At 70.9% G+C, this 19,270-nt stretch carries 16 protein-coding genes; 7 read left to right on the plus strand and 9 right to left on the minus strand.

The window, feature by feature from the left end:
* Window positions 1-62 precede the first annotated feature (62 nt).
* From sthA to SFY69_06400, 3 genes are all read left to right on the plus strand, one after another.
* Complete coding sequence (gene sthA / locus SFY69_06390) at window positions 63-1,481, plus strand: Si-specific NAD(P)(+) transhydrogenase (GenBank protein ID MDX2131661.1); 1,419 nt, start codon at window positions 63-65, stop codon at window positions 1,479-1,481.
* A 62-nt stretch (window positions 1,482-1,543) separates the two neighbouring features.
* Window positions 1,544-2,029 carry a hypothetical protein gene (locus SFY69_06395; protein MDX2131662.1) on the plus strand — a complete coding sequence of 162 codons (486 nt, stop codon included), beginning with the start codon at window positions 1,544-1,546 and terminating at the stop codon, window positions 2,027-2,029.
* Between the two features lie 36 nt (window positions 2,030-2,065).
* The gene (locus tag SFY69_06400; protein MDX2131663.1) at window positions 2,066-3,199 is read left to right on the plus strand and encodes an AAA family ATPase; all 1,134 of its coding nucleotides are present in this window, start codon (window positions 2,066-2,068) and stop codon (window positions 3,197-3,199) included.
* On the opposite strand, the gene fliS is transcribed toward SFY69_06400, so the two are convergent.
* The 3 genes from fliS to SFY69_06415 form a co-directional block, all read right to left on the minus strand.
* Window positions 3,183-3,626, minus strand: coding sequence for a flagellar export chaperone FliS (gene fliS / locus SFY69_06405; GenBank protein MDX2131664.1), 444 nt, complete (start codon window positions 3,624-3,626; stop codon window positions 3,183-3,185). The two genes, SFY69_06400 and fliS, sit on opposite strands and share 17 nt — an antisense overlap.
* Window positions 3,627-3,701: 75 nt before the next feature.
* Window positions 3,702-6,623: a flagellar filament capping protein FliD gene (gene fliD, locus SFY69_06410; protein ID MDX2131665.1), complete on the minus strand. Its 2,922-nt coding sequence runs from the start codon at window positions 6,621-6,623 to the stop codon at window positions 3,702-3,704.
* 26 nt (window positions 6,624-6,649) lie between these two features.
* Window positions 6,650-6,886 (minus strand): hypothetical protein, encoded by a 237-nt coding sequence (locus SFY69_06415; protein MDX2131666.1) that lies wholly within the window; start codon window positions 6,884-6,886, stop codon window positions 6,650-6,652.
* 250 nt (window positions 6,887-7,136) lie between these two features.
* Between SFY69_06415 and SFY69_06420 the strand changes: the two genes are divergently transcribed.
* Window positions 7,137-7,814, plus strand: coding sequence for a hypothetical protein (locus SFY69_06420; GenBank protein ID MDX2131667.1), 678 nt, complete (start codon window positions 7,137-7,139; stop codon window positions 7,812-7,814).
* Here the strand turns inward: SFY69_06420 and SFY69_06425 are convergent.
* From SFY69_06425 to SFY69_06435, 3 genes are read right to left on the minus strand one after another with little or no spacing between them, the layout of a single operon-like run.
* Window positions 7,783-8,697 (minus strand): aldehyde dehydrogenase family protein, encoded by a 915-nt coding sequence (locus tag SFY69_06425; GenBank protein ID MDX2131668.1) that lies wholly within the window; start codon window positions 8,695-8,697, stop codon window positions 7,783-7,785. The genes SFY69_06420 and SFY69_06425 overlap by 32 nt on opposite strands.
* A gap of 32 nt (window positions 8,698-8,729) precedes the next feature.
* A complete protein-coding gene (locus SFY69_06430) occupies window positions 8,730-10,349 on the minus strand; it encodes an aldehyde dehydrogenase family protein (GenBank protein ID MDX2131669.1) in 1,620 nt (539 codons plus the stop codon).
* Between the two features lie 56 nt (window positions 10,350-10,405).
* The gene (locus SFY69_06435; GenBank protein ID MDX2131670.1) at window positions 10,406-11,083 is read right to left on the minus strand and encodes a DUF1801 domain-containing protein; all 678 of its coding nucleotides are present in this window, start codon (window positions 11,081-11,083) and stop codon (window positions 10,406-10,408) included.
* A gap of 101 nt (window positions 11,084-11,184) precedes the next feature.
* Here SFY69_06435 and SFY69_06440 point away from each other — a divergent pair, with 101 nt between their 5' ends.
* Together SFY69_06440 and SFY69_06445 are read left to right on the plus strand one after the other, a co-directional pair.
* Entirely contained in the window at window positions 11,185-12,345 is a 1,161-nt protein-coding gene (locus SFY69_06440; protein ID MDX2131671.1) for a mannose-1-phosphate guanylyltransferase, read from the plus strand.
* 97 nt (window positions 12,346-12,442) lie between these two features.
* Entirely contained in the window at window positions 12,443-13,540 is a 1,098-nt protein-coding gene (locus SFY69_06445) for a M20/M25/M40 family metallo-hydrolase (protein MDX2131672.1), read from the plus strand.
* Between the two features lie 61 nt (window positions 13,541-13,601).
* Here the strand turns inward: SFY69_06445 and SFY69_06450 are convergent, their stop codons facing one another.
* The 3 genes from SFY69_06450 to SFY69_06460 form a co-directional block, all read right to left on the minus strand.
* Window positions 13,602-14,954, minus strand: a complete 1,353-nt coding sequence (locus tag SFY69_06450; GenBank protein MDX2131673.1) for a DUF1501 domain-containing protein — start codon at window positions 14,952-14,954, stop codon at window positions 13,602-13,604.
* A gap of 163 nt (window positions 14,955-15,117) precedes the next feature.
* Window positions 15,118-16,749: a DUF1800 domain-containing protein gene (locus SFY69_06455; protein ID MDX2131674.1), complete on the minus strand. Its 1,632-nt coding sequence runs from the start codon at window positions 16,747-16,749 to the stop codon at window positions 15,118-15,120.
* 186 nt (window positions 16,750-16,935) lie between these two features.
* The gene (locus SFY69_06460) at window positions 16,936-18,234 is read right to left on the minus strand and encodes a COX15/CtaA family protein (GenBank protein MDX2131675.1); all 1,299 of its coding nucleotides are present in this window, start codon (window positions 18,232-18,234) and stop codon (window positions 16,936-16,938) included.
* A gap of 304 nt (window positions 18,235-18,538) precedes the next feature.
* Here SFY69_06460 and SFY69_06465 point away from each other — a divergent pair, with 304 nt between their 5' ends.
* Window positions 18,539-19,234: a cytochrome c3 family protein gene (locus SFY69_06465; GenBank protein ID MDX2131676.1), complete on the plus strand. Its 696-nt coding sequence runs from the start codon at window positions 18,539-18,541 to the stop codon at window positions 19,232-19,234.
* The last annotated feature ends 36 nt before the right edge of the window (window positions 19,235-19,270 follow it).

Raw genomic sequence — 19,270 nt, forward strand, 5'->3', positions numbered from 1 at the left:
ACGCGCCTCGCCCCGGCGCACCAGCGCTCCGCCCGAGCGCCGGTCGGGTATGCTGTGCCCCGATGCGTTCCTACGACCTGGTGGTGATCGGATCGGGCCCGGCGGGGCAGAAGTGCGCCATCCAGGCGTCCAAGCTGGGCAAGCGGGTGTGCGTGGTCGAGCGCAGCGAGGTCGTCGGCGGGGCGGCGATCAACACTGGCACCATCCCCAGCAAGGCGCTGCGCGAGGCGATCCTCGCGGCGACGGGCAAGAGCCCCTTCATGCCCCGCTTCGGCGACTTCATGTCCGCACGCGGCAAGGTGAGCCTGCGCGACCTGTTCACCGCGTGCGAGGCGATCATCAAGAACGAGATCGCGCTGGTGCGCGGGCACTTCCGCAGCAACGGGATCGACCTCCTCAACGGCAGCGCCCGGTTCCGCGATGCCTCGACCATCGAGGTCGTCAGCGAGCACTCGCAGGAGGTGGTGCAGGCTGCGCACGTGTGCATCGCCGTCGGCACCAGCCCCGCCCGCCCCGGCACGATCGACTTCGACGCCTCCGACATCATCACGAGCGACGACCTGCTGCGCCTCGCCGAACTCCCCCAGTCCATGATCGTGGTGGGGGGCGGGGTCATCGGCACCGAGTACGCCTCGATGCTCGCGGCATTGGGCGTCAAGGTGACGCTGGTGGAGGGTCGCACGCGCCTGCTGGACTTCGTCGACGCCGAGATCGCCGAGGCGCTCCAGTACCACCTCCGCCAGGCGGGCGTCACGCTGCGCATGGGCGAGAAGGTCGTCAGCATCCGCAAGGTCGAACCCCCGCCGGGCGCGCGCAGCACGAACAACGTCATGGCCGAGGCCACGCTCGAGAGCGGGAAGACCCTGCGCGCCGACTGCCTGCTGTACGCCATCGGGCGTCAGGGGGCGACGGCGTCGCTCGGGCTCGAGGCCGCGGGGCTCGCGCCCGACGATCGCGGGCGGATCAAGGTGAACGCCCAGTACCAGACGGTCGTCCCGCACATCTACGCCGCGGGCGACGTCATCGGTTTCCCGGCGCTCGCGAGCACGAGCATGGAGCAGGGGCGGATGGCGGCGTGCGGGATGTTCGGGGAGAAGTGCGAGAGCTACGGCAACCTGCTCCCGTACGGGATCTACTCGATCCCGGAGATGAGCATGGTGGGGTGGACGGAGGAGGCCCTGACCAAGGAGGGCATCCCGTACGAGGCGGGGGTGGCGCAGTACAAGGAGATCGCGCGCGGGCAGTTGCTGGGCGACGAGATCGGCATGCTGAAGATGCTGATCCACCAGGAAAGCCGCACGATCCTGGGCGTGCACGCGCTGGGGACGGGCGCGACCGAGCTGATCCACATCGGCCAGGCGGCGATGGCGTTCGGCGCGACGGTCGACTACTTCGTGAACGCGGTCTTCAACTGGCCGACGCTCGCGGAGTGCTACAAGGTGGCGGCGCTCAACGGGCTGAACAAGCTGCGCAACGTCTGAACGTGCCGCGGGGTGTCCGGGCGGGGTGGCGGTGCTCGTGCGGAGCGCCGTGGGGAGGACGGGTGTTCAACGTCATCGCGGCGCAGCCGAGCGAGAACCTGCTGTCGGGGGCGGCGGACATCATCGCGCTGGTGGTTCTCGGGGCGGTCGCCGTGGCGGGCCCGTTCGTCGCGCTGCTGCGCCGCGAAGCCAACCGGCGGCGGCAGGCCGAGCAGGCCCTCGTCGAGGCGCGCCGTGCGCTGGAGGCATCGGCGAACGCGGCGGGCGCTGGAGGCGGGGTGTCGCGCGAGGTGCACGCGCAGCGCGAGTCGATCGCGTTCGAGCAGCACCGGCGGCTGAACGACCTGGCGTACCGCAAGATGGGGCTGGAGGTGCAGGCGCTGGAGGTGCAGCTCAAGCTCATGGAGAGCGACCTGCGCCGGCGCGACGAGGCGGGCGAGCACGCCGAGGCCGCCCTGCAGAAGGTGCGCCTGGAGATCGACAGCCTGCGGTTGCACATCCGCGAGCAGCGCAAGCGCGTGGACGACTACGGGCAGTTCGACGAGTAGCCGCCGGGCGTGGGGCGGGGGCCGTACGCTGGGGCCGTGGCGAAGCGTCCGGCAAAGTCCGCGGTCGGGGCGATCGAGGCGCCCCCGCCTCCCGAGCACCCCGTGCCCGCGCCGATCCCGCTGACGGGCGTGGTGGGGCAGGACCGCGCAATCGGCATCCTGCTCGACGCGATGCGGGCGGAGCGCGTCCACCACGCGTGGGTCTTCCACGGGCCCACGGGCGTGGGGAAGTTCACCACCGCGCTCGCCTTTGCGGCGGTGGTGCTGGACCCCACCAGCGCCCCGACGCTGACGGGGGGCCTCGCGCCCGACCCCGAGAGCCACACGCAGCGCCTGCTGCGCGCGGGCGCGCACCCGGACCTGCACGTCATCCGCAAGGAACTGGCCCGGTTCCACGACGACGCGAAGGTCCGCGAGCGCAAGCAGACGAACATCCCGCTGGACGTGGTGCGGTCGTTCATGCTGGAGCCGGCCGCGCTGAACGCGACGGTGCGCACATCCGCGCCGGTTGCCAAGGTGTTCATCGTCGACGAGGCCGAGATGCTGGCCGGCGCGTCGCAGAACGCCGTGCTCAAGTTCCTCGAAGAGCCCCCGCCCCGGACGCTGGTGATCCTCGTGACCGACAGCGAGGAGCGCCTGTTGCCCACGATCCGCTCGCGCTGCCAGCGGGTGTTCTTTCCCCCGCTCTCGCAGGCCGACATGCAGCGCTGCGTGCGCGCGAGCGGGCTGGAGCTGGACCCCGCGGCAACCCCGTGGCTGCTGGAGTTCGCCGACGGCTCGCCCGGCGTGCTGCACGGCGCGGTGCGCCACGGGCTCTGGGCGTGGCAGCAGCGCCTCGCCCCGCTGCTGGCGGCGTCCGACGGCGCGTCGTACCGCGTGGAGCTCGGATCAACGATGGCCGACCTGGCCGACGAGTGGGCCGAGGCGTGGGTGAAGGCCAACCCGTACGCGAGCAAGGAAGGCGCGAACAAGGCCGGCGCCGACTGGGTGTTCCGCGTGGTGGCGTCGCACCTGCGGGGGCGGCTTCGCCGGGGGGCGTCGGCGGGCGCGTGGCGCCGCGTCGAGGCGCTCCGCGAGGCGGAGCGCGAGATCGATTCCAACGTGAACCAGACGTTCGTGTTCGAGAAGCTCGCGGCGGAGCTGTGCGCCCGGGCTACGCCTGCGCGCTGAACGCCGCGGGCGCCGGGCGCGGGGCGGCGCCGCGCTCCTCGGCGAGGCGGCGCATGAGCAGAACCCAGGTCTCGCGCTCGAACTCGAGCAGCTCGATGACCTTGTCGATCTTCGCGAGGTCCTTCTCGTGCGCGCCCTCGACGAGCGTTCGGTAGATGAAGGCGTAGAGGGCCTTGGCGTTGCGGGCGAGCTCGGGGTCGATGTCCTCGCGGATGGTCGTCATGAGTTCGAAGACGATGTCGCGCGCCTGCGAGAAGCCCTGGAACGCCGCCTCGTGGCGCGCGCGCGCCAGCCCGTCGCGCCCCTGCGTCGCGAACTTCACCGCGCCCTCGAGCAGCATGAGGCGGAGCTCCTCGGGCGAGGCGGTGAGCACGCGGGTGCGGAGGTAGGCGTTGGCGTGCGCGGCGGCCTGGGGCGACGTGGTCATGGTGTTCATTCGATCGGAGTGCGGGGGCGTCGTCTTGAACGCGTCGGGGGCGGATCTCGTCGGATCGTGCGGCGACTACCCGGCGCGCGTCACCCCGCCGATGGAACCGAGGGCCGCCTGCTGCGACTGGAGCGAGCCGATCGCCTTCTCCATGGCGAGGAACTGTCGTTCGAGGATGTTGCGTCGCTGCTCGAGGCGTGCGTTGTACGACTCGATGCGGGCGTTCTGCAGGGAGATCTGGTTGCCGATGCCCTGGGTGCGCCCGGTCAGCACGCCGCTGGTCGAGTCCACGTAGCGGTCGACGAGCTGCTCGAACTGGCCCATGACGCCCAGCGCGGAGAAGGTCGAGCCGGCGTTGGGGTTGCGCACGAGCACCGAGCCGTCGCCGAAGACGTCGAGCTGCGCGTCGTCGGACTGCGTGCGCGTGACGAAGAGCGATTCGACGCTCGCGGGGTCCTCCTGCAGGGCCTCGCGCAGACGATCGGTGTCCAGTTCGAGCGTCCCGCCGTCGCCCACCGAGATGCCGACCTCGAGCAGCGTGTTGAACCGCCCGCTCGTCCCCACCCCGGGCGACGAGACGGCGCGGAACAGGGCGGCACGCAGCTCGCGGACCGTGCCGTCGCCCAGCAGGGGCCCGCCCCGCTCGGTCGCCTTGTCGTAGCGGCTCTGCGTGTCGATGCGCTGGATCGCTGTGTTGAAGCTCGACACGAACAGCTCGACGGCCTTCTCGATCGCGTTCGTGTCGGTCTGCACGTTGAGCGTCACCGGCGAGTTGCTCGCGCCGGTCAGATCGATCCGCACGCCCGGCACGATCGAGTCCACCGTGTTCGACGAGCCCACGATCGCGACGCCCCGCGCCGCGTCCGTCGAGCCGTAGAACACGCGCGAATCGCTCCCGGCGTCGAGCGTCGCGAGCCCGAGGTCGACCGAGCCCGAGTCGATGATGAACCGCCCCGCGGTGCCGGCGTTCCCGCTCGTCAGGCTCAGGCGGAACGGCGCGGACGACGATCCGTCGCGCACGATCGCCGCCGTCACGCCCGCGTTCGCCTGGTTGAGCTTCGTCACGACCTGGTCGAGGGTGTCGGCGGCGGAGAACGACACGACGCGCTCGAACGTGCCGTTGAGGGCGTTCGCCCCGCCCGTGCCCGACGCCGTGCCCGCGAGGTTGAGGCTCCGCGCCACGCTGCCGGACTGGTCGCTGATGGAGATCTTGGTGGCGCCGGGGACGGGGTCGGTGGTGAGGTCCTCCACGATGCGGATCCCGTCGCCGTTGCTGTTGATCTCGGCCCGCACCCGCAGCCCGCGCGAGTTGATCTGGTCGATGAAGTCGCCCACGGTCTTGATCGAGTCGGAGATCGTCACCACCTGCGACTCGCCGTCCGAATCCACCAGGCGGAACGTGCCCGTGCCGATGCCCCGCCCCGCGTTGAGCGAGGAGAGCAGCGTGGCGCGGCTCATGTACTGGCGCTGCAGGTTGCCCGACGACTCCGTGCTCGACGCGACGCCCGAGGGCCCGGTCGAGATGCCCAGCGAGGCGGCGGTGTCGCTCCCGGACGTGCCCGTGATGATGAGGTTCGAGGCCGACGCGCCGGTGAGGTCGGTGACGACGATGCCCGTGCCGCGTTCGTCCAGCGAGACGTCGACGCGCGCGCCCGAGCCGGCGTCGGACGCCTGCTCGATCTGGCGGAAGATGTCGTCGAGCGAGGCCTCGCGGTCGATGGTGACGGAGAAGGTCGCCCCGTTGCGCAGCGTGAAGTTCAGCGCGCCGTCGCCGGCGATGCCCGCCCCGCCGTTCAGCCCGCGTCCCAGGGTGGAGTTGAGCGTGGCGAGCACGCGCTTGCCGTTCAGCGTGGCGCCGGGGGTGGCGCCGATGAACCCCAGGTCGGTAGCGGTGGTGTCGCCGTTCTCGACCACGCTCAGCGTGCGTGTGCCGGTCGAATCGACGAGGCGCAGCCGCCCGTTGGTCGCGTCGACGCTGATCGAGACGTCCGTGACGTTGCTGTCGGCGAGGGCCTGGGTGACGCGGTCGATCACGCCCTGCACGGTGGTGACCGCGCCCTGCGTGCGGGTGAGCACCGGATCGCCCCCGCCCGAGGGGACGACGTCCTCGTAGACGTCGCCGATGTTGACGAGCACCTCGGTGGGCGTGCCCCCGCCGTTGTCGATCACGATCTTGAAGTTGAACGCGCCCGTGCCGGCAACGCTGTCGATCGACACGCCCCGCCCGTCGTTGAGGGTGCTCAGCAGCGTGCCCCCGTGCAGCGAGTAGACGGACGAGCCGGTGATCCGCCCGCCCGTCGCCGAGCCGGCGATGCCCAGGCTGCTGGCGGTGGTGTAGCCGGCGGTGTTCGCGATGGACATGGTGCCGGGCCCGCCGGCGGTGTCGTCCACGACCAGGCGCCCGTCCTGGACCCGGGCCGAGACCCGCGCCGTGCCGTTCTGGTTGATCGCGGCGAGCACCTCGCCCACCGTGGTGGTGCGCGACAGGTCGACCACGGCCGTCCCGCCGGCCGAGTCGGTGATGGAGATCCTGCCGCGCGAGACGCCCGCGCCGCTGTTGAGGTCGCTGAGTTCCACGTCGCGATCCAGTCGCGCCTGGGTGGATTCCAGCGTCACCTGCGTGAGGCCCACGGCCGAGACATCGCGATTCGCGAAGCCGCGGCTCAGGAGCTGCTGCGTCGACACGAGCCGATCGACGATGAACTGGTACACGCCCGGGGCCGCGTCGGTCGAGGCGGTGGCGCGGAGCACGTCGGGGTTCGAGGACGTCGCGCTGCGCGTCTGGAAGGTCTTGTTGTCGCGGAACGCCTTCGCGGCGGTGCGGAGTGCGCTCAGGCGCGAGTTGATGTCGAGGTACGCGGAGTTCTGGAGCTGGAGCTGCACGATGCGCGCCTGCGCCTGGTCGCGCGGGCGGGCCTCGATCGCCAACAACTGGCTGATGATCGACTGCGAGTCGATCCCGCTGAAGATGCCCACCCCGCTGGTGATCCCGCCCATGACATCCTCCTTGAACCCGGCGCGATCTACGCGGCGCGCCGCTGCGGCCGCCAGCGCAGCAGCGACGTGTCCGCCTCCGCCATCTCGGACGCGACCGGCGTGCCGCGACTCGGGAACGCCAGCACGCGGCGTGCCGAGGCCCGGCGGGGGATGTCGCGCCCGGTGCGCCGCAACTCGAGCAGGTCCTGCGCCCATGCGCACATCACGCGGGCGTACATCGCCCGCGCAGCCTCCAGTCGGGATTGGACTTCCGCGTCGATCATGGCGTCTCTAGTAGATCGGACCACGCCCGGTGCCCCCTTCAGCCCGCCTCGGCGCAGGCCGAACATCGCACGCCCGGTGCCTCGAAACGTCCGATAGTCGGCCGATACCATCCGAGGCCGCACTTCGCGCGGGTGAGCGTCGTACGTGCCGAGGTGGTTTTCGGGCTGAAGCCGGCCCGCCCGACACCCGAAGACCCCACCGAGACCGGCGTCCGACGATCCCGCCCCGCAGACCCCGACGAGCACCCGCATGACCACCCAGACGCGCGAGACTTTCGCCCCGCCGTTGCCCGCCTGGCTGCGCCTGGGGCTGCGCGTGCTGTCCGGGGTCGTCGCGCTGAGCGCCGTGGGCATGGCGCTGGCATCGCTGGTGATCGCGCCCAACGCCGTGTGGGTCATGTTCGGGTTCGAGGTGGTGGTCGCACTCGCGGGGGTTGTTGGCGTCGTGGCCGCGGGCGGGCGGTTCGACAGCGGCCAGGGGCTGGTCTGGCTGTGCGTCGCGGGTGTGCTGTTCGTGGCCGGGGTGCTGAGTTACCTCGGCACGCCGCAGGGCATCGTGTGGTCGCAGGGAACGCCGGCCTCGCCGACGACGACGTGGAGCGTCGGGCGGGTGGCGCTGGCGGGCGTGTTCGGCGCGGCGGCGGTGTACGCCGTGCTGCGTCGCAGCGCCGAGGCGCGTCGGAACTTCGCGCGGGGGCTGGTTGCGGGCGTGCTGCTGGTGTGCCTGATGGGCGGGCTGGTGATTTTCGGCGGGCGCGCGATGGCGGCGCTCGCGGGCACGGCGGGGGTCGTGAAGGCCGCGATCGCGATCGTGGTCGGTTTCATCGGCATCACGCTCATGAGCGCGGCGGGGCACTGGCTGATCCGCGCGTTCGAGTGCGCCCGGCGCGAGGACGCTACGCCGACGCCGGCTGCCAGACCGTCTTGAACTCAACGAGCGGCTCGATCCACCAGGGCGAGCAGCACGCGCCGTCGTCGTGCCAGTCCACGCCCTCGATGATCCGCACGCGCTTGAGATTCTCCGCGACTCCGGCGCGCAGCGTGCGCGCCAGGTCGGGCTCGGGATCGCCCGCGACGATCGCGTCGATGTCGCGGTGCTGCGCGGCGATCGGGGCCAGTTCCTTCGCGTCGCCGGTCAGGATGTTCACCACGCCCGGCGGGACGTCGCCCGTGGCGATGGCCTCGGCGAGCGCGACCGCCGCCAGCGGGTTGCGCATGCTCGGCACCGCGACGCAGGTGTTGCCCGCGCACAGCGCCGGCGCCAGCAGCGACACGAGCGCGAGCAACGGGTGGCGGTCCGGGGCGAACGCCGCGACCACGCCCGTGGGTTCCGCGACCGTGAACGTGTAGTACGAGCCGGCGACGGGGTTGTGGCAGCCGAGCACCTGCGAGAACTTGTCGGCCCATCCCGCGTAGTGCACGACGCGGTCGATGGCGCGCGAGACCTCGCCCGCGGGGCCGAGGTCCGGCGCGTTCGCTCGCGCGGCCCGCTTCGTCGCGGTTCGCCCGGGCGAGCGGGTCGCATGGATCGCGTCTTCCAGTTCGCGACGGCGCGATTCCATCATCTCCGCGACGCGGTACAGGATCTGCCCGCGCAGCAGGGGCGACGCCGCCGCCCAGCCGGGCTGTGCGCGGCGGGCGGCCTCCACCGCGTCGCGCAGGTCCTTGCGCGAGGCGAGGCTGGCGTGCGCGAGAATCCCGCCGCGTGTGTCGTGCACGCCCCACGTCCGCCCGCTCTCGCTGCGCGGGAACTTGCCGTCGATGAACAGCTTGAGCGTCTTCTGCACGTCGAGGCGGGCGTCGTCGGGCATGGCGGCACCAGTCTAGCGGTCGGTGCGGGCGCTCATGTCGCGCGCCCGCGCGGGCGTCGGGGCTCGTCCAGGCGGACGTACGCGCGCAGGCCCTGCACGCCCCCCTCGCGCCCGAAGCCCGACTCCTTGTACCCGCCGAAGGGCGAGGCCGGGTCGAAGCGGTTGTAGGTGTTGCACCAGACGACGCCGGCCTTGAGCTTGCCGGCGATCTCGAAGACCTTGGAGCCCTTGTCGGTCCAGATGCCCGCCGCCAGCCCGTAGGGCGTGTTGTTGGCGCGGGCGACGGCCTCGTCGGGCGTGCGGAAGCTCATGACGGCGAGCACGGGGCCGAAGACCTCGTCGCGCGCGATGGTGTGGCTGGGCTGCACGCCCGTGAAGAAGCAGGGCGGGCACCAGAAGCCCCGCGAGAGCCCCGCGGGCCGCCAGGCGTCGAGCGCGTCGGACGTAAGGGGCCGGGCGGGCTCGCCGTTCTCGCGGGCGGGCGTGCAGAGCACCGCGCCCTCGGCCGTTCCTCGGCGCAGGTATCCGAGCACGCGGTCGAGGTGCGATCGCGAGTTCATCGCGCCCACGTCGGTGTTCTTGTCGAGCGGATCGCCCACGCGCAGCGACGCGAGGCGTACCTCGAGCGTGCGGAGCACCTCGGGCAGGATCGACTCCTGCACGAAGAGCCGCGACCCGGCGCAGCAGACCTCGCCCTGGTTGAAGTAGATGCCCCGCACCACGCCCTCGACCGCCTGGTCGATCGACGCGTCTTCGAAGATGATGTGCGGGCTCTTGCCGCCCAGTTCGAGCGTGAGGCGCGTGCCCCGCCCCGCGACGCTCGCGGCGATGCGCTTGCCGACCTCGGTGGAGCCGGTGAACGCGATCTTGTCGACCCCGGCGTGCTCGACCAGGGCCGCCCCGGTCGTGCCGTCGCCCGTGACGACGTTCACCACGCCCTTGGGCAGGCCGATCTCGTCGATGATCTCGGCGAGGCGCAGGGCCGAGAGGGGCGTGGTCTCGGCGGGCTTGAGGACGCAGGTGTTGCCGCAGGCGAGCGCGGGTGCGAGCTTCCACGCGGCCATGAGCAGCGGGAAGTTCCACGGGATGATCTGCCCGCACACGCCGACGGGGCGGGGCGTGCGTCCGGCGAAGGCGAACGCGAGCTTGTCGGCCCAGCCGGCGTGATAGAAAAAGTGTGCCGCGGCGAGGGGCACGTCGACGTCGCGCGATTCGCGGATGGGCTTCCCGCTGTCGAGCGACTCCAGCACCGCCAGTTCGCGCGACCGTTCCTGGATCCGCCGCGCGATCCGGAAGATGAACTTCGCGCGCTCGGCGGGGCGCAGCGCGCTCCACGCCGGGAGCGCCGCCCGGGCCGCCCGCACCGCGGCGTCCACGTCTCGCCCGCTCCCCTGCGCCACCTCGCTCAGGACTTCCTCGGTCGCCGGGTTGATCGTCGGGAAGCGCGTGCCCTCCGACGGCTCGCGCCACGCGCCGTTGATGTAGTGCGCGTGGCGCGGGGCGATCGCAGTGCGGACGGTCTCGGGCGCGGGGGCGTAGTCGGCCGCCCACACGCCCGCGAGCGACGGTCCCGGCGCGCGGTCGTGTACCCCGGCGCGCGCGGACGGGGCGTTCGAGGGCGTCGTGCCGTTGCGGGCGGTGGTGCGGGCCATGCGTCCTCCGCGCCGGGTGCGTCGCCCCGCGCGGAGCGACTGTATCGCGCGGACCGTCAGGCCCGGGACTTCTTCTTCGACGCCTTGCGAGCCGCGCCGCCCGCCCCAGCCCCGCGCGAGGACCCGCGCGAAACCCCGGCCCTGCGCGGGGCCTTCTTGGAAGCCGCGGAGCCGGTCCTCTTGGACGTTTTGCGGACGGCTTTCCCGGAGACCTTGGTGGCGGTCTTGGCGGCGGCCTTCCCGGTGTGGCTGGCGGACGCCTTCGCCGCGCTCGCCTTGTTCTTCGATCGGATCTCGCGCGTGTAGTGCTCGATCCACCGGTGCGCCGGCATCTCTCGGATGGACTTGCCGAGTACGTCGAGCGCGACCTGTTCGAGGCGCTTGAACCGGATGCAGCACTTGCCCATGTCGAGCTTGCGACCTGTCGCCTCCCAGTCGCGCCGGAACGCCGCCTCGCCCCCCGGACTGCCGTACATGCTCATGAGGTACACCGACATGTGGTTCTTCTGCGATGCCAGCCCCGCGAACGGCAGCGGCTGGCGCGGGTCGCAGTGGTACCCGTCCGGGAACACCGAGTGCGGCACGTAGTACCCGATCATCCCGTACTGCATCCCTTCCTCGTACTGGTCGTCGAGATTCTCGAGGATCGTCCGGCGGACGGCCTCCAGCGCCTCACGCCGGTCGGGCGGCAACGAATCCAGATACTCCGCGACGGTGGTGGCCTTCGATTGCATCGGCCCGAGTGTACCTCGCGGGCGTCCCGTGCGCCCCGCCGACTGTGGGGGGCGTGGGCCCGCTGGAGCCCGCCCGGGCGAGCGCGATACCCTGCCCCCTCATGCGCTACGCGATGATCATGGCGGGCGGGGCGGGGACGCGGCTGTGGCCCACGAGCCGCAAGGACCGCCCCAAGCAGTTGCTCCGCTTCATCGAGCGCCCCGGGCGCGTTGGCCGCGTGTCGCTGCTGGAACTGGCGGCGGCGCGGCTGGACGGGCTTATCGACCCGCAACGCCGCTACATCTGCACCGCCGAGTCGTACCGCGAGGCCGTGCGCGAGCAGCTCCCCCAGTTTGATGACGCGCACGTGCTCGGCGAGCCCTGCGGGCGCGACACCGTGAACGCGGTGGGGTTCGCGGCGGCGGTGCTGGCGAAGGAAGACCCCGACGCCGTCTTCTGCGTGCTCACCGGCGACCACGTGATCGAGCCCGAGGACGCCTTCCGCGCGCGGATGGACCTGGGCTTCCGGCTGGTGGAGAACGACCCGCGCCGGTTCGTGACGTTCTCGATCAAGCCGACGTACCCCGCGACGGGCTTCGGCTACGTCGAACGGGGCACGCCCATCCGCGACCCCCGCCACGGCAAGAGCGCCATGATCGACGGCGCCAAGGAGCACGCGTACCACGTGGCGCGGTTCGTCGAGAAGCCCGACCGGGCCCGGGCCGAGGTCTACGTGCAGTCGGGCGACTTCGGGTGGAACAGCGGGATGTTCGTCTGGAAAGCCTCCGCCGTGCTCGAGGCGCTCGCGAAGTTCAAGCCCGAGAGCCACGAGGGGCTCGTCAAGATCCAGAAGGCCTGGGGCACCAAGAAGGCCAAGGGCGTGCTCGAAGAGGTCTACCCGACGCTTCCCAAGATCAGCGTGGACTACGCGCTGCTGGAGCCCGCGAGCCAGGCGGCCCGCGCGGGGGCGCCCGGCGCCGACCAGTTCTCCGTCTGCACCGTGCAGATGGACCTCACGTGGCTGGACGTGGGCAGTTGGCCCAGCTTCGCCGAGACGCTCACGCCCGACAAGGCGGGCAACTGCGTCGCGGGCGAGGGGGAGGCGGTGATCCTGGGCGGGCGGAGCAACCTGGCGGTGACCGCGGCGGGGCACACCCTGGCGCTGCTGGGGTGCGAGGACATGATCGTCGTCCACACGCCCGACGCGACGCTCGTGATGCCCAGGGCCAAGGCCGAGGAACTCAAGCTGCTGCACGCGCAGATCGACGAGCGCCTGCGGTAACGGGCGACGGGGTGCGGAGGGGCGCGCATCCGCGTGATCTGCTACGCTCGCGCCCCCGAGCGCCCGCGGGAGGGCGCCGAACCACCGAGAGAGAACCATGGCGAACATCGAACTGCTCAAACGCCTGTGCGAGACCCCCGGCGTGCCGGGGCGCGAGGAACGCGTCCGCGCGCTGATCGAGTCGGAGATCGCGGGCCTCTTTGATAGCGTCGAGACCGACGCGCTCGGCTCGCTCATCTGCACCCGTGCGCCCCGCCCGGGCAAGAAGGGCGCCAAGAACGCCCCCGCCCGCCCGGCCAAGGCCCGCGGGGGCGAGCGCCCGCTGCGCGTCATGCTGCTCTGCCACATGGACGAGATCGGGTTCTACGTCACGTCGATCGACAAGAACGGGTTCCTGTGGATGAACCCCGCGGGCGGGTTCGACACGCGGAACCTCTTCTCGCGCCGGGTGCTGGTGTGCGCCGACAGCGGCGACTTCCGGGGCGTCATGAACCCCTGCGGCCGCCCGATCCACATCTCGAGCCCCAAGGACCGCGAGAAGGTGCCCGAGGTCAAGGAGTTCTTCGTCGACACCGGCATGAAGGCCGACGACGTCAAGAAGAAGATCAAGGTCGGTGACTTCGTCGTCATGGACGAGCCCGCGATCGAGATCGGCACCAAGGTCGTGAGCAAGGCGCTCGACAACCGCGTCGCGTGCTGGCTGGGCATCGAGAGCATCCGGCGCCTCGACGCCTCCGGCTCCGGGCACGCGTGCGAGATCGTCGTCGCCTTCACCACGCAGGAAGAAGTCGGCCTGCGCGGCGCCCGCACCGCCAGCCACCGCGTGCTCCCCGACATCGGCATCGGCCTGGACGTCACCCTCGCCTGCGACACGCCCGGCGTGCCCGACGAAGAAACCGTCACCAAGCAGGGCGTCGGGTTCGGGCTGCACATCAAGGACAGCTCGTTCATCGCCGACCACCGCCTCGTCGCCGAGTTCGAGGCCCTCGCCAAGAAGCACAAGGTGCCCTACCAGCGCACCATCCTGGCGGCCGGGGGGCAGGACGGCGCCGCGGCCCAGCAGGCCGCCGCCGGCGCCCGCGCCATCGGCATCACCGTCGGCACCCGCTACATCCACACCGTCACCGAGATGATCGACACCAAGGACCTCTACGCCGCCCGCGACATCCTGGCGGCGTACCTCGCTGTCGCGTAGGCGTTGCAGAGGCGTCAAGGGCCAAAGTCGTTCCGCGGCCCGCCGCCCGGCCCCGAGCGCGTCAGCGCGCCGTCTTCGCGTTCGTCGCGCCCGCCGCCAGCACGGGCAGGGCCTTGAACGTGCCCTCGAGCACGGCCTTGCTGTCGGCCTTCATCCACGACTCCAGCACGCCCGCGTACACCGAGCGGAAGTCGATCTTGTACTTGAGGTCGCCGTCGTCCAGGTCCTTGAGCGACGGGTGCTCGCCCACGACGCCCCGGCGCACCATGGGCCCGAACAGGAACATCGGGGCCGCCGTCCCGTGGTCGGTGCCCTGGCTCTGGTTCTGCCCCACGCGCCGCCCGAACTCCGAGAACGCGACCGACAGGACGCGCTCGTCGGCGCGCTGCTCCTTCAGTTCGGCGTAGAACGCCCGCACCGCCTGCGAGAACTGGCCTAGGAGCTGCGCGTGGCGCCCCTGCGCTCCGCCCTGGCCGGCGTGCGTGTCGAACGAGCCCATGTTCGCGTAGTACACGCGCGTCTTGAGGCCCGCCCCGATCATGCTGGCGATCATCGAGAGCTGGCGCCCCAGGTCGCTGTTGGGGAACTGCGTCTTGGGGCGCTGCTCCACCGCCTTGCGGATCAGGTCGCTGGACACCTGCGCGTCGAGCGAGGTCCGCAGCAGGAACGCCGCGTTCGAGTCGGCGCGGGCGGCGTTGCCATCGCCCGACTCGCGCGTGTTGAGGCTCGAATAGCCCTTGCGGAGCGCGTCGTTCATTTCCTGCGCCGACCAGCGGAAGAGGTCCGCGGACTCGAACGCGACGGGCTTGATGCGGCGCCCTTCCATGGCGAGCGGGGCGGTGCGGCCGATGGCGATGCCGGGGGGCCCGGCGCCGGGCGTCTGGGCCGCCTCGGGCGTGCCGGACTCGCCCTTGCCAAAGCCGCAGCACTCGCTGTCGAAGTACTTGCCCAGCCAGCCGTCGCCGGTGGCGGAGGTGTCGGCGGTGTGCCAGATGTCCATGGACTTGAAGTGCGAGCGGTTGGGGTTGGGGTAGCCCACGCCCTGCACGACGCAGACCTTCCCGTCGTCGTACATCTCGCGGAGCGGGGCGAGCTGAGGGTGCAGCCCCACGCCGTCGGCCTTCGACAACTTGAGCACCTGGTTCTCGGGAACGCCGATCCCGGGCCTGGCGCGGTAGTACTCGGGCGCGCCGAACGGCACGACGGTGTTGAGCCCGTCGTTGCCCCCCGAGAGCTGGATCACCACCAGCACGTGGTCGTCGGGCACGCCGGGCACCGACGACAGCCCGCCCGCCGCGGCGTGCATCGCGAGCGCGGAGTTGTTGAGAAACGCCGGCAGCGTCGCCGCCGCCGACGCCATCACCAGCCCGGTGCGGAGAAACTCACGACGCGTAAACGGGTTCTGCGTGCTCATGACGTCCCTTCCGCCCTCTTGCTCGTCCCCAGTCCCCAGTCCCCAGTCCCCAGTGCCCAGTGCCCAGTGCCTTTATGTCTCTTCCGAATGCCCTAATGCCTAATGCCTAATGCCTCATGCCTAATGCCTAATGCCTAATGCCTCACGCCTCATGCCTTCGTCTTCAGCACAACTGATACTCCGGCATCGCCGAGATGAGCAGCAGCATGCCGCTCACCGTCTCGTTGTTCACCGCGTTCTCGTTCGACCCGAGGAACGCGAGCAGTTCGGCGACGCCCGCGCTGGGCGCCCAGCCCAGCGCCAGGCGCAGCAGCGCCTCGGCGACCGCGCGGGGCTCGCCCCGCCCCACGGGCGAGTCCTTCCCGTACGGCGTGAGCAGGGCCATCGCGTCGTAGGTCTGCGTCCGGGCCGTGGGGTCGTAGCCCCGCGGGCGCTTGCCCGCGATGAGAAACGCGAGCGTGTTCTGGCGCACGTAGTACGTCGAGGTGTTGATCCACGCCCGCCCGCCTTCCCAGCCCTTGACGCTGGGCGGGAACATCAGGCGCTGCCCCATCAGGTCCATCGCGTCGTTGAGGATCGAGAGATCGCGCACGGGCGTGTCGAGCGAGCGGCACGCGCCGACGACCAGCTGCACCGGGCTCTTGATCTGGTCGTTCATGAACCGGGGCTCGTAGAAGTGCTCGCTCAGGAAGAGCTTGCGCAGCACAGGCTTGAGTTCGTACTTGCCGCCCGAGAGCGAGATCGCCATCTGCCGAAGCACCGCGCGCTGCGCGGGGTCGAGGCCCTTGTCCCCGCCGCGCTCGTCGGGCGGGACGTCGGCGACGAAGTGGTGGTAGAGGCGCCGCGAGATGTACCGCGGGCACGCGGGCTGCGAGAGGATGATCCGCACGAAGTCGTCGCCGTCCCAGTTGCCGGTCTGCCCGAGGATCGTCTTCTTGCCGGTGTCGTGGTTGTCCTTCTCGAGCACGAACTCGTCGTCGCGGAACGTGTAGCCCGTCAGCGCCCGCGCGCCCTCCTTGATGTCCTGCTCGGTGTAGTTCCCCACGCCCAGCGAGAACAGCTCCATGATCTCGCGGGCGAGGTTCTCGTTCGGGCGGTTCTTGCGGCTGTCGTTGTTGTCGAGGTACGCCAGCATCGCGGGGTCGCGGATGAGGGCCTTGAGCAGGTCGGCGTAGCTGCCCACCGCGTGCTTGCGGAAGGTCTGGTTCTGCAGGAACATGTGGTACGAGTTCTCGATCGTGCGGTAGTTCGTCGCCAGCAGCCCGTGCCAGAAGAGCGTCATCTTCTCTTCCAGCGGGTTGGGCGTCTCGATCATCCGCGCGAGCCACCACTTCTGCACCTGCGTGATCTGGGCGCGGTCGTCGCGCTCGCGCCGCTCGCGCTCCAGGCGCAGGCGCGCGAGGGTTTCCTCGTCCTGGTTGCGCTGCGCCATGCGGTACGCCTGACGCTCCTGCTCGCTGGGCGGGCGCATGATGTCGGGGTCGAACTCGCGCTCCCCGGGCCACGCGAAGTCGCTGGGCTTGTAGTTCACCAGCAGGTCGACCGCCTTCTCCGGGCCGATGTCCGCGAGGTAGCGCACCTGCTTCTCGTTCCCGCCCAGGCCCGCCCGCCACAGCAGGTGGCGCGCCTGCTCGTACCCGAAGTCCTTCCGCTTGATCGGGCGCAGCGAGGCCTCGAGCTTCTCATCGATCGGCGCCCCCGGCACCTCGTCCGTGGGCGCGGCCGGCGGTTGGTCCGTCGCGCTCGGTGCGGCGTTCGGTTCGGTGCCCGGCGTTGGTCCGTCAGGTTGGCGCATCGTCCCCTCCGACGCCGCCCCAGACGGCGGCCCCCGTGCCCAAGTCTCCGCGGGCTTCGAGCGCCCACGCACCGCCGAACGCCCGCCGTCCGCGCTCATTGCAGCGCGAACCGCACCCCGTGAATGTATCGGACGCCGGGACGCGAGAGAAGCCCGATTTCGTCGGCAGTTACCCGCCCTCGACGATCACCCGCCCGCCCGCGCGGGCTCAACCCCGCCGACCACCGGCGGCGTGGCGCGCGCCAGTTGCTTCGCGATCACGACCAAGTATGCCACGACCCCGATGAGCAGCGCCCCGTTCGCCTGGTGTGCGGTCCGCACGAGCGCCTGCGGCACGGACGACGTGTCCAGCGACTGACCGGCGGTCACCATGAACGCGATCCACCCGAGCACGAACTGCACCGCCACGACGCCCACCAGCGCCCCGCCCGCACGCCGAACACGGGCGCCCGGACGCGGGTCTGACGCGTCCTTCAGGAAACTCATCGCGGCGAACCCGGCGATGATCGCCACCAGCAGCACGACCGTGGCGAACGCCGCGTGCGTCCAGAGCACGTGGGTGTGACGGAACTGGCGGTAGACAGCGCCCAGCGCGAGCTGGATGAACAGCGTGTGCAGCGTGGCGGTCGCGAACGCGCGCAGACGCCGCGCCCCCGGCTGCGCACCGCCCGCCGCGAGGCCCGCGTACCACGGGGACAGATACACCGCCAGCGCGACCATGCCGGCGAAGATCACCTGCGCCGACACGCCGTGGAACGCCGCCATCCAGCGGCTGTTCTCCAGCACGCGGGCCGCCCCCAGCAGCCCCTGCGCGATGATGAACAGCAGCAGCCCCGTGGCCCACCACTTGACGAACGACGAGGTGCGCGACACCCACACCCAGACGGTCAGGATGATCGCGGCGAACCCGACGAGCGTGCCGAAGAGGCGGTGCGCGTGCTCGAGGTAGATGTTCGCGGGCACGCGCGGGCCCAGCGGGTACAGGAACATGTTCGAGCCGTACGTGTTGGGCCAGTCGGGCACCGCCATCCCCGCGTCGGTGCTGGTCACGAGCCCGCCGACGAAGAGCAGCGGGGCCGCGGCCAGGCACGCGACCCACGCGAAGCGCGCGAGCCAGGGCGTGTTCGCGGCCGAAGCCGCGGGGCGCGCGAACCGCGAGCCCAGGAAGGCGCCTGCAAGCCCGAGCACCGTGCCGAACACGAGAAAGCCGAGCACGATCGCGGGCGCGCTGGGCGTGAGCGAGGGGTCCGCCGGCCCGCCGCCCTCAACCTGCGGGCGCAACTTGCTGCCGACCACGGCGAGGCCGGTGAACGCGGAGACGAAGCCCGCGAGCGCACCGACCTGCCACGCGCGCGCGTGCGCGAGGTTCCGCCCCGCGACGACAAAGCACAGGAACCAGACGCCGACGATCGCGGGGATCGAAATCTGTTCGCGAATTCCCAGCCAGGGGAGGTGGGTGACGAACCAGAGCACCCAGACTCCCACGGCCGCCATCATGCCGGTGACAAGCGCCGGAGAAACAACGTCGGCGAGGGGAGAACGAGCGGTACCAGTGGAAGACGCGGGCATGACCAGCACCTCCGAAAAGTTCTGAGAATCGGTCTCAGTTGCGGTCCGACAGGAATCGGGACTTGACAGGGTAGGGGTACTCAGTCCAAATTGCGGTCTCGCAGGAACGGTTGTCGTCCGGCGGGAGACCCTTCGGCGGTTCGCCGCGGGCCGTGGATCGGACGCGGAAGAAGGCGTAAGCGCGGCGTGAACGCCGCTGAGGAGGCCGGCGGTGTCGCTGATGTTTCCCAAGTGGATGAACCTGTTTCCGACGGTCTCCGCGGTCGCCGGGCTGCTGGGGACGTGCACGATCATCGGAGGGTTCTGGTACTACGCGACGCCGAAGTTCTTCCGCGTGGGCTACATGCCGACGCAGCCCGGGGGCGGGTTCAGCCACCAGTTGCACGCGGGCAAACTGGGGATGGACTGTCGTTACTGCCACACGAAGGTGGAAGAGAGCGCCGAGGCGAACATCCCGAACGTGGCGACGTGCGTGGGGTGTCACGCGGAGGATCGGCTGACGCTGTTCCAGACCTCCGACACGCACAAGGCGCTGACGCAGTTCGTGCGGGACGCGTATGCGGCCGACCAGCCGATCGCCTGGGCGCGGGTGCACAAGCTGCCGGACTACGTGCGGAACTTCCCGCACCAGGTGCACCTGCAGGCGGGGGTGAGCTGCTTCTCGTGCCACGGGCGGATCGACCAGATGCCCATCGTGTACCACGCGGAGCCCCTGTCGATGGGGTGGTGCCTGGAGTGCCATCGCGAGCCGGAGGCGAGTCTGGTGCCGCGGGAGCAGGTCACGAACCTGAACTGGGTGGAAGAGCACCTGGCGCAGCGCCAGTCGGGGGCGGCGGGCGCGGTGACGACGGGCAAGCAACTGCTGGATTCGCTGCGGAACGCGCCGCCGGAAAACTGCGGCGCGTGTCACTACTAGCGGGGCGGCGTCCGGCGTGGCCGGTCGCGGGGGCGT

This window comes from Planctomycetota bacterium (assembly GCA_033763975.1).
Classification (GTDB): domain Bacteria; phylum Planctomycetota; class Phycisphaerae; order Phycisphaerales; family UBA1924; genus RI-211.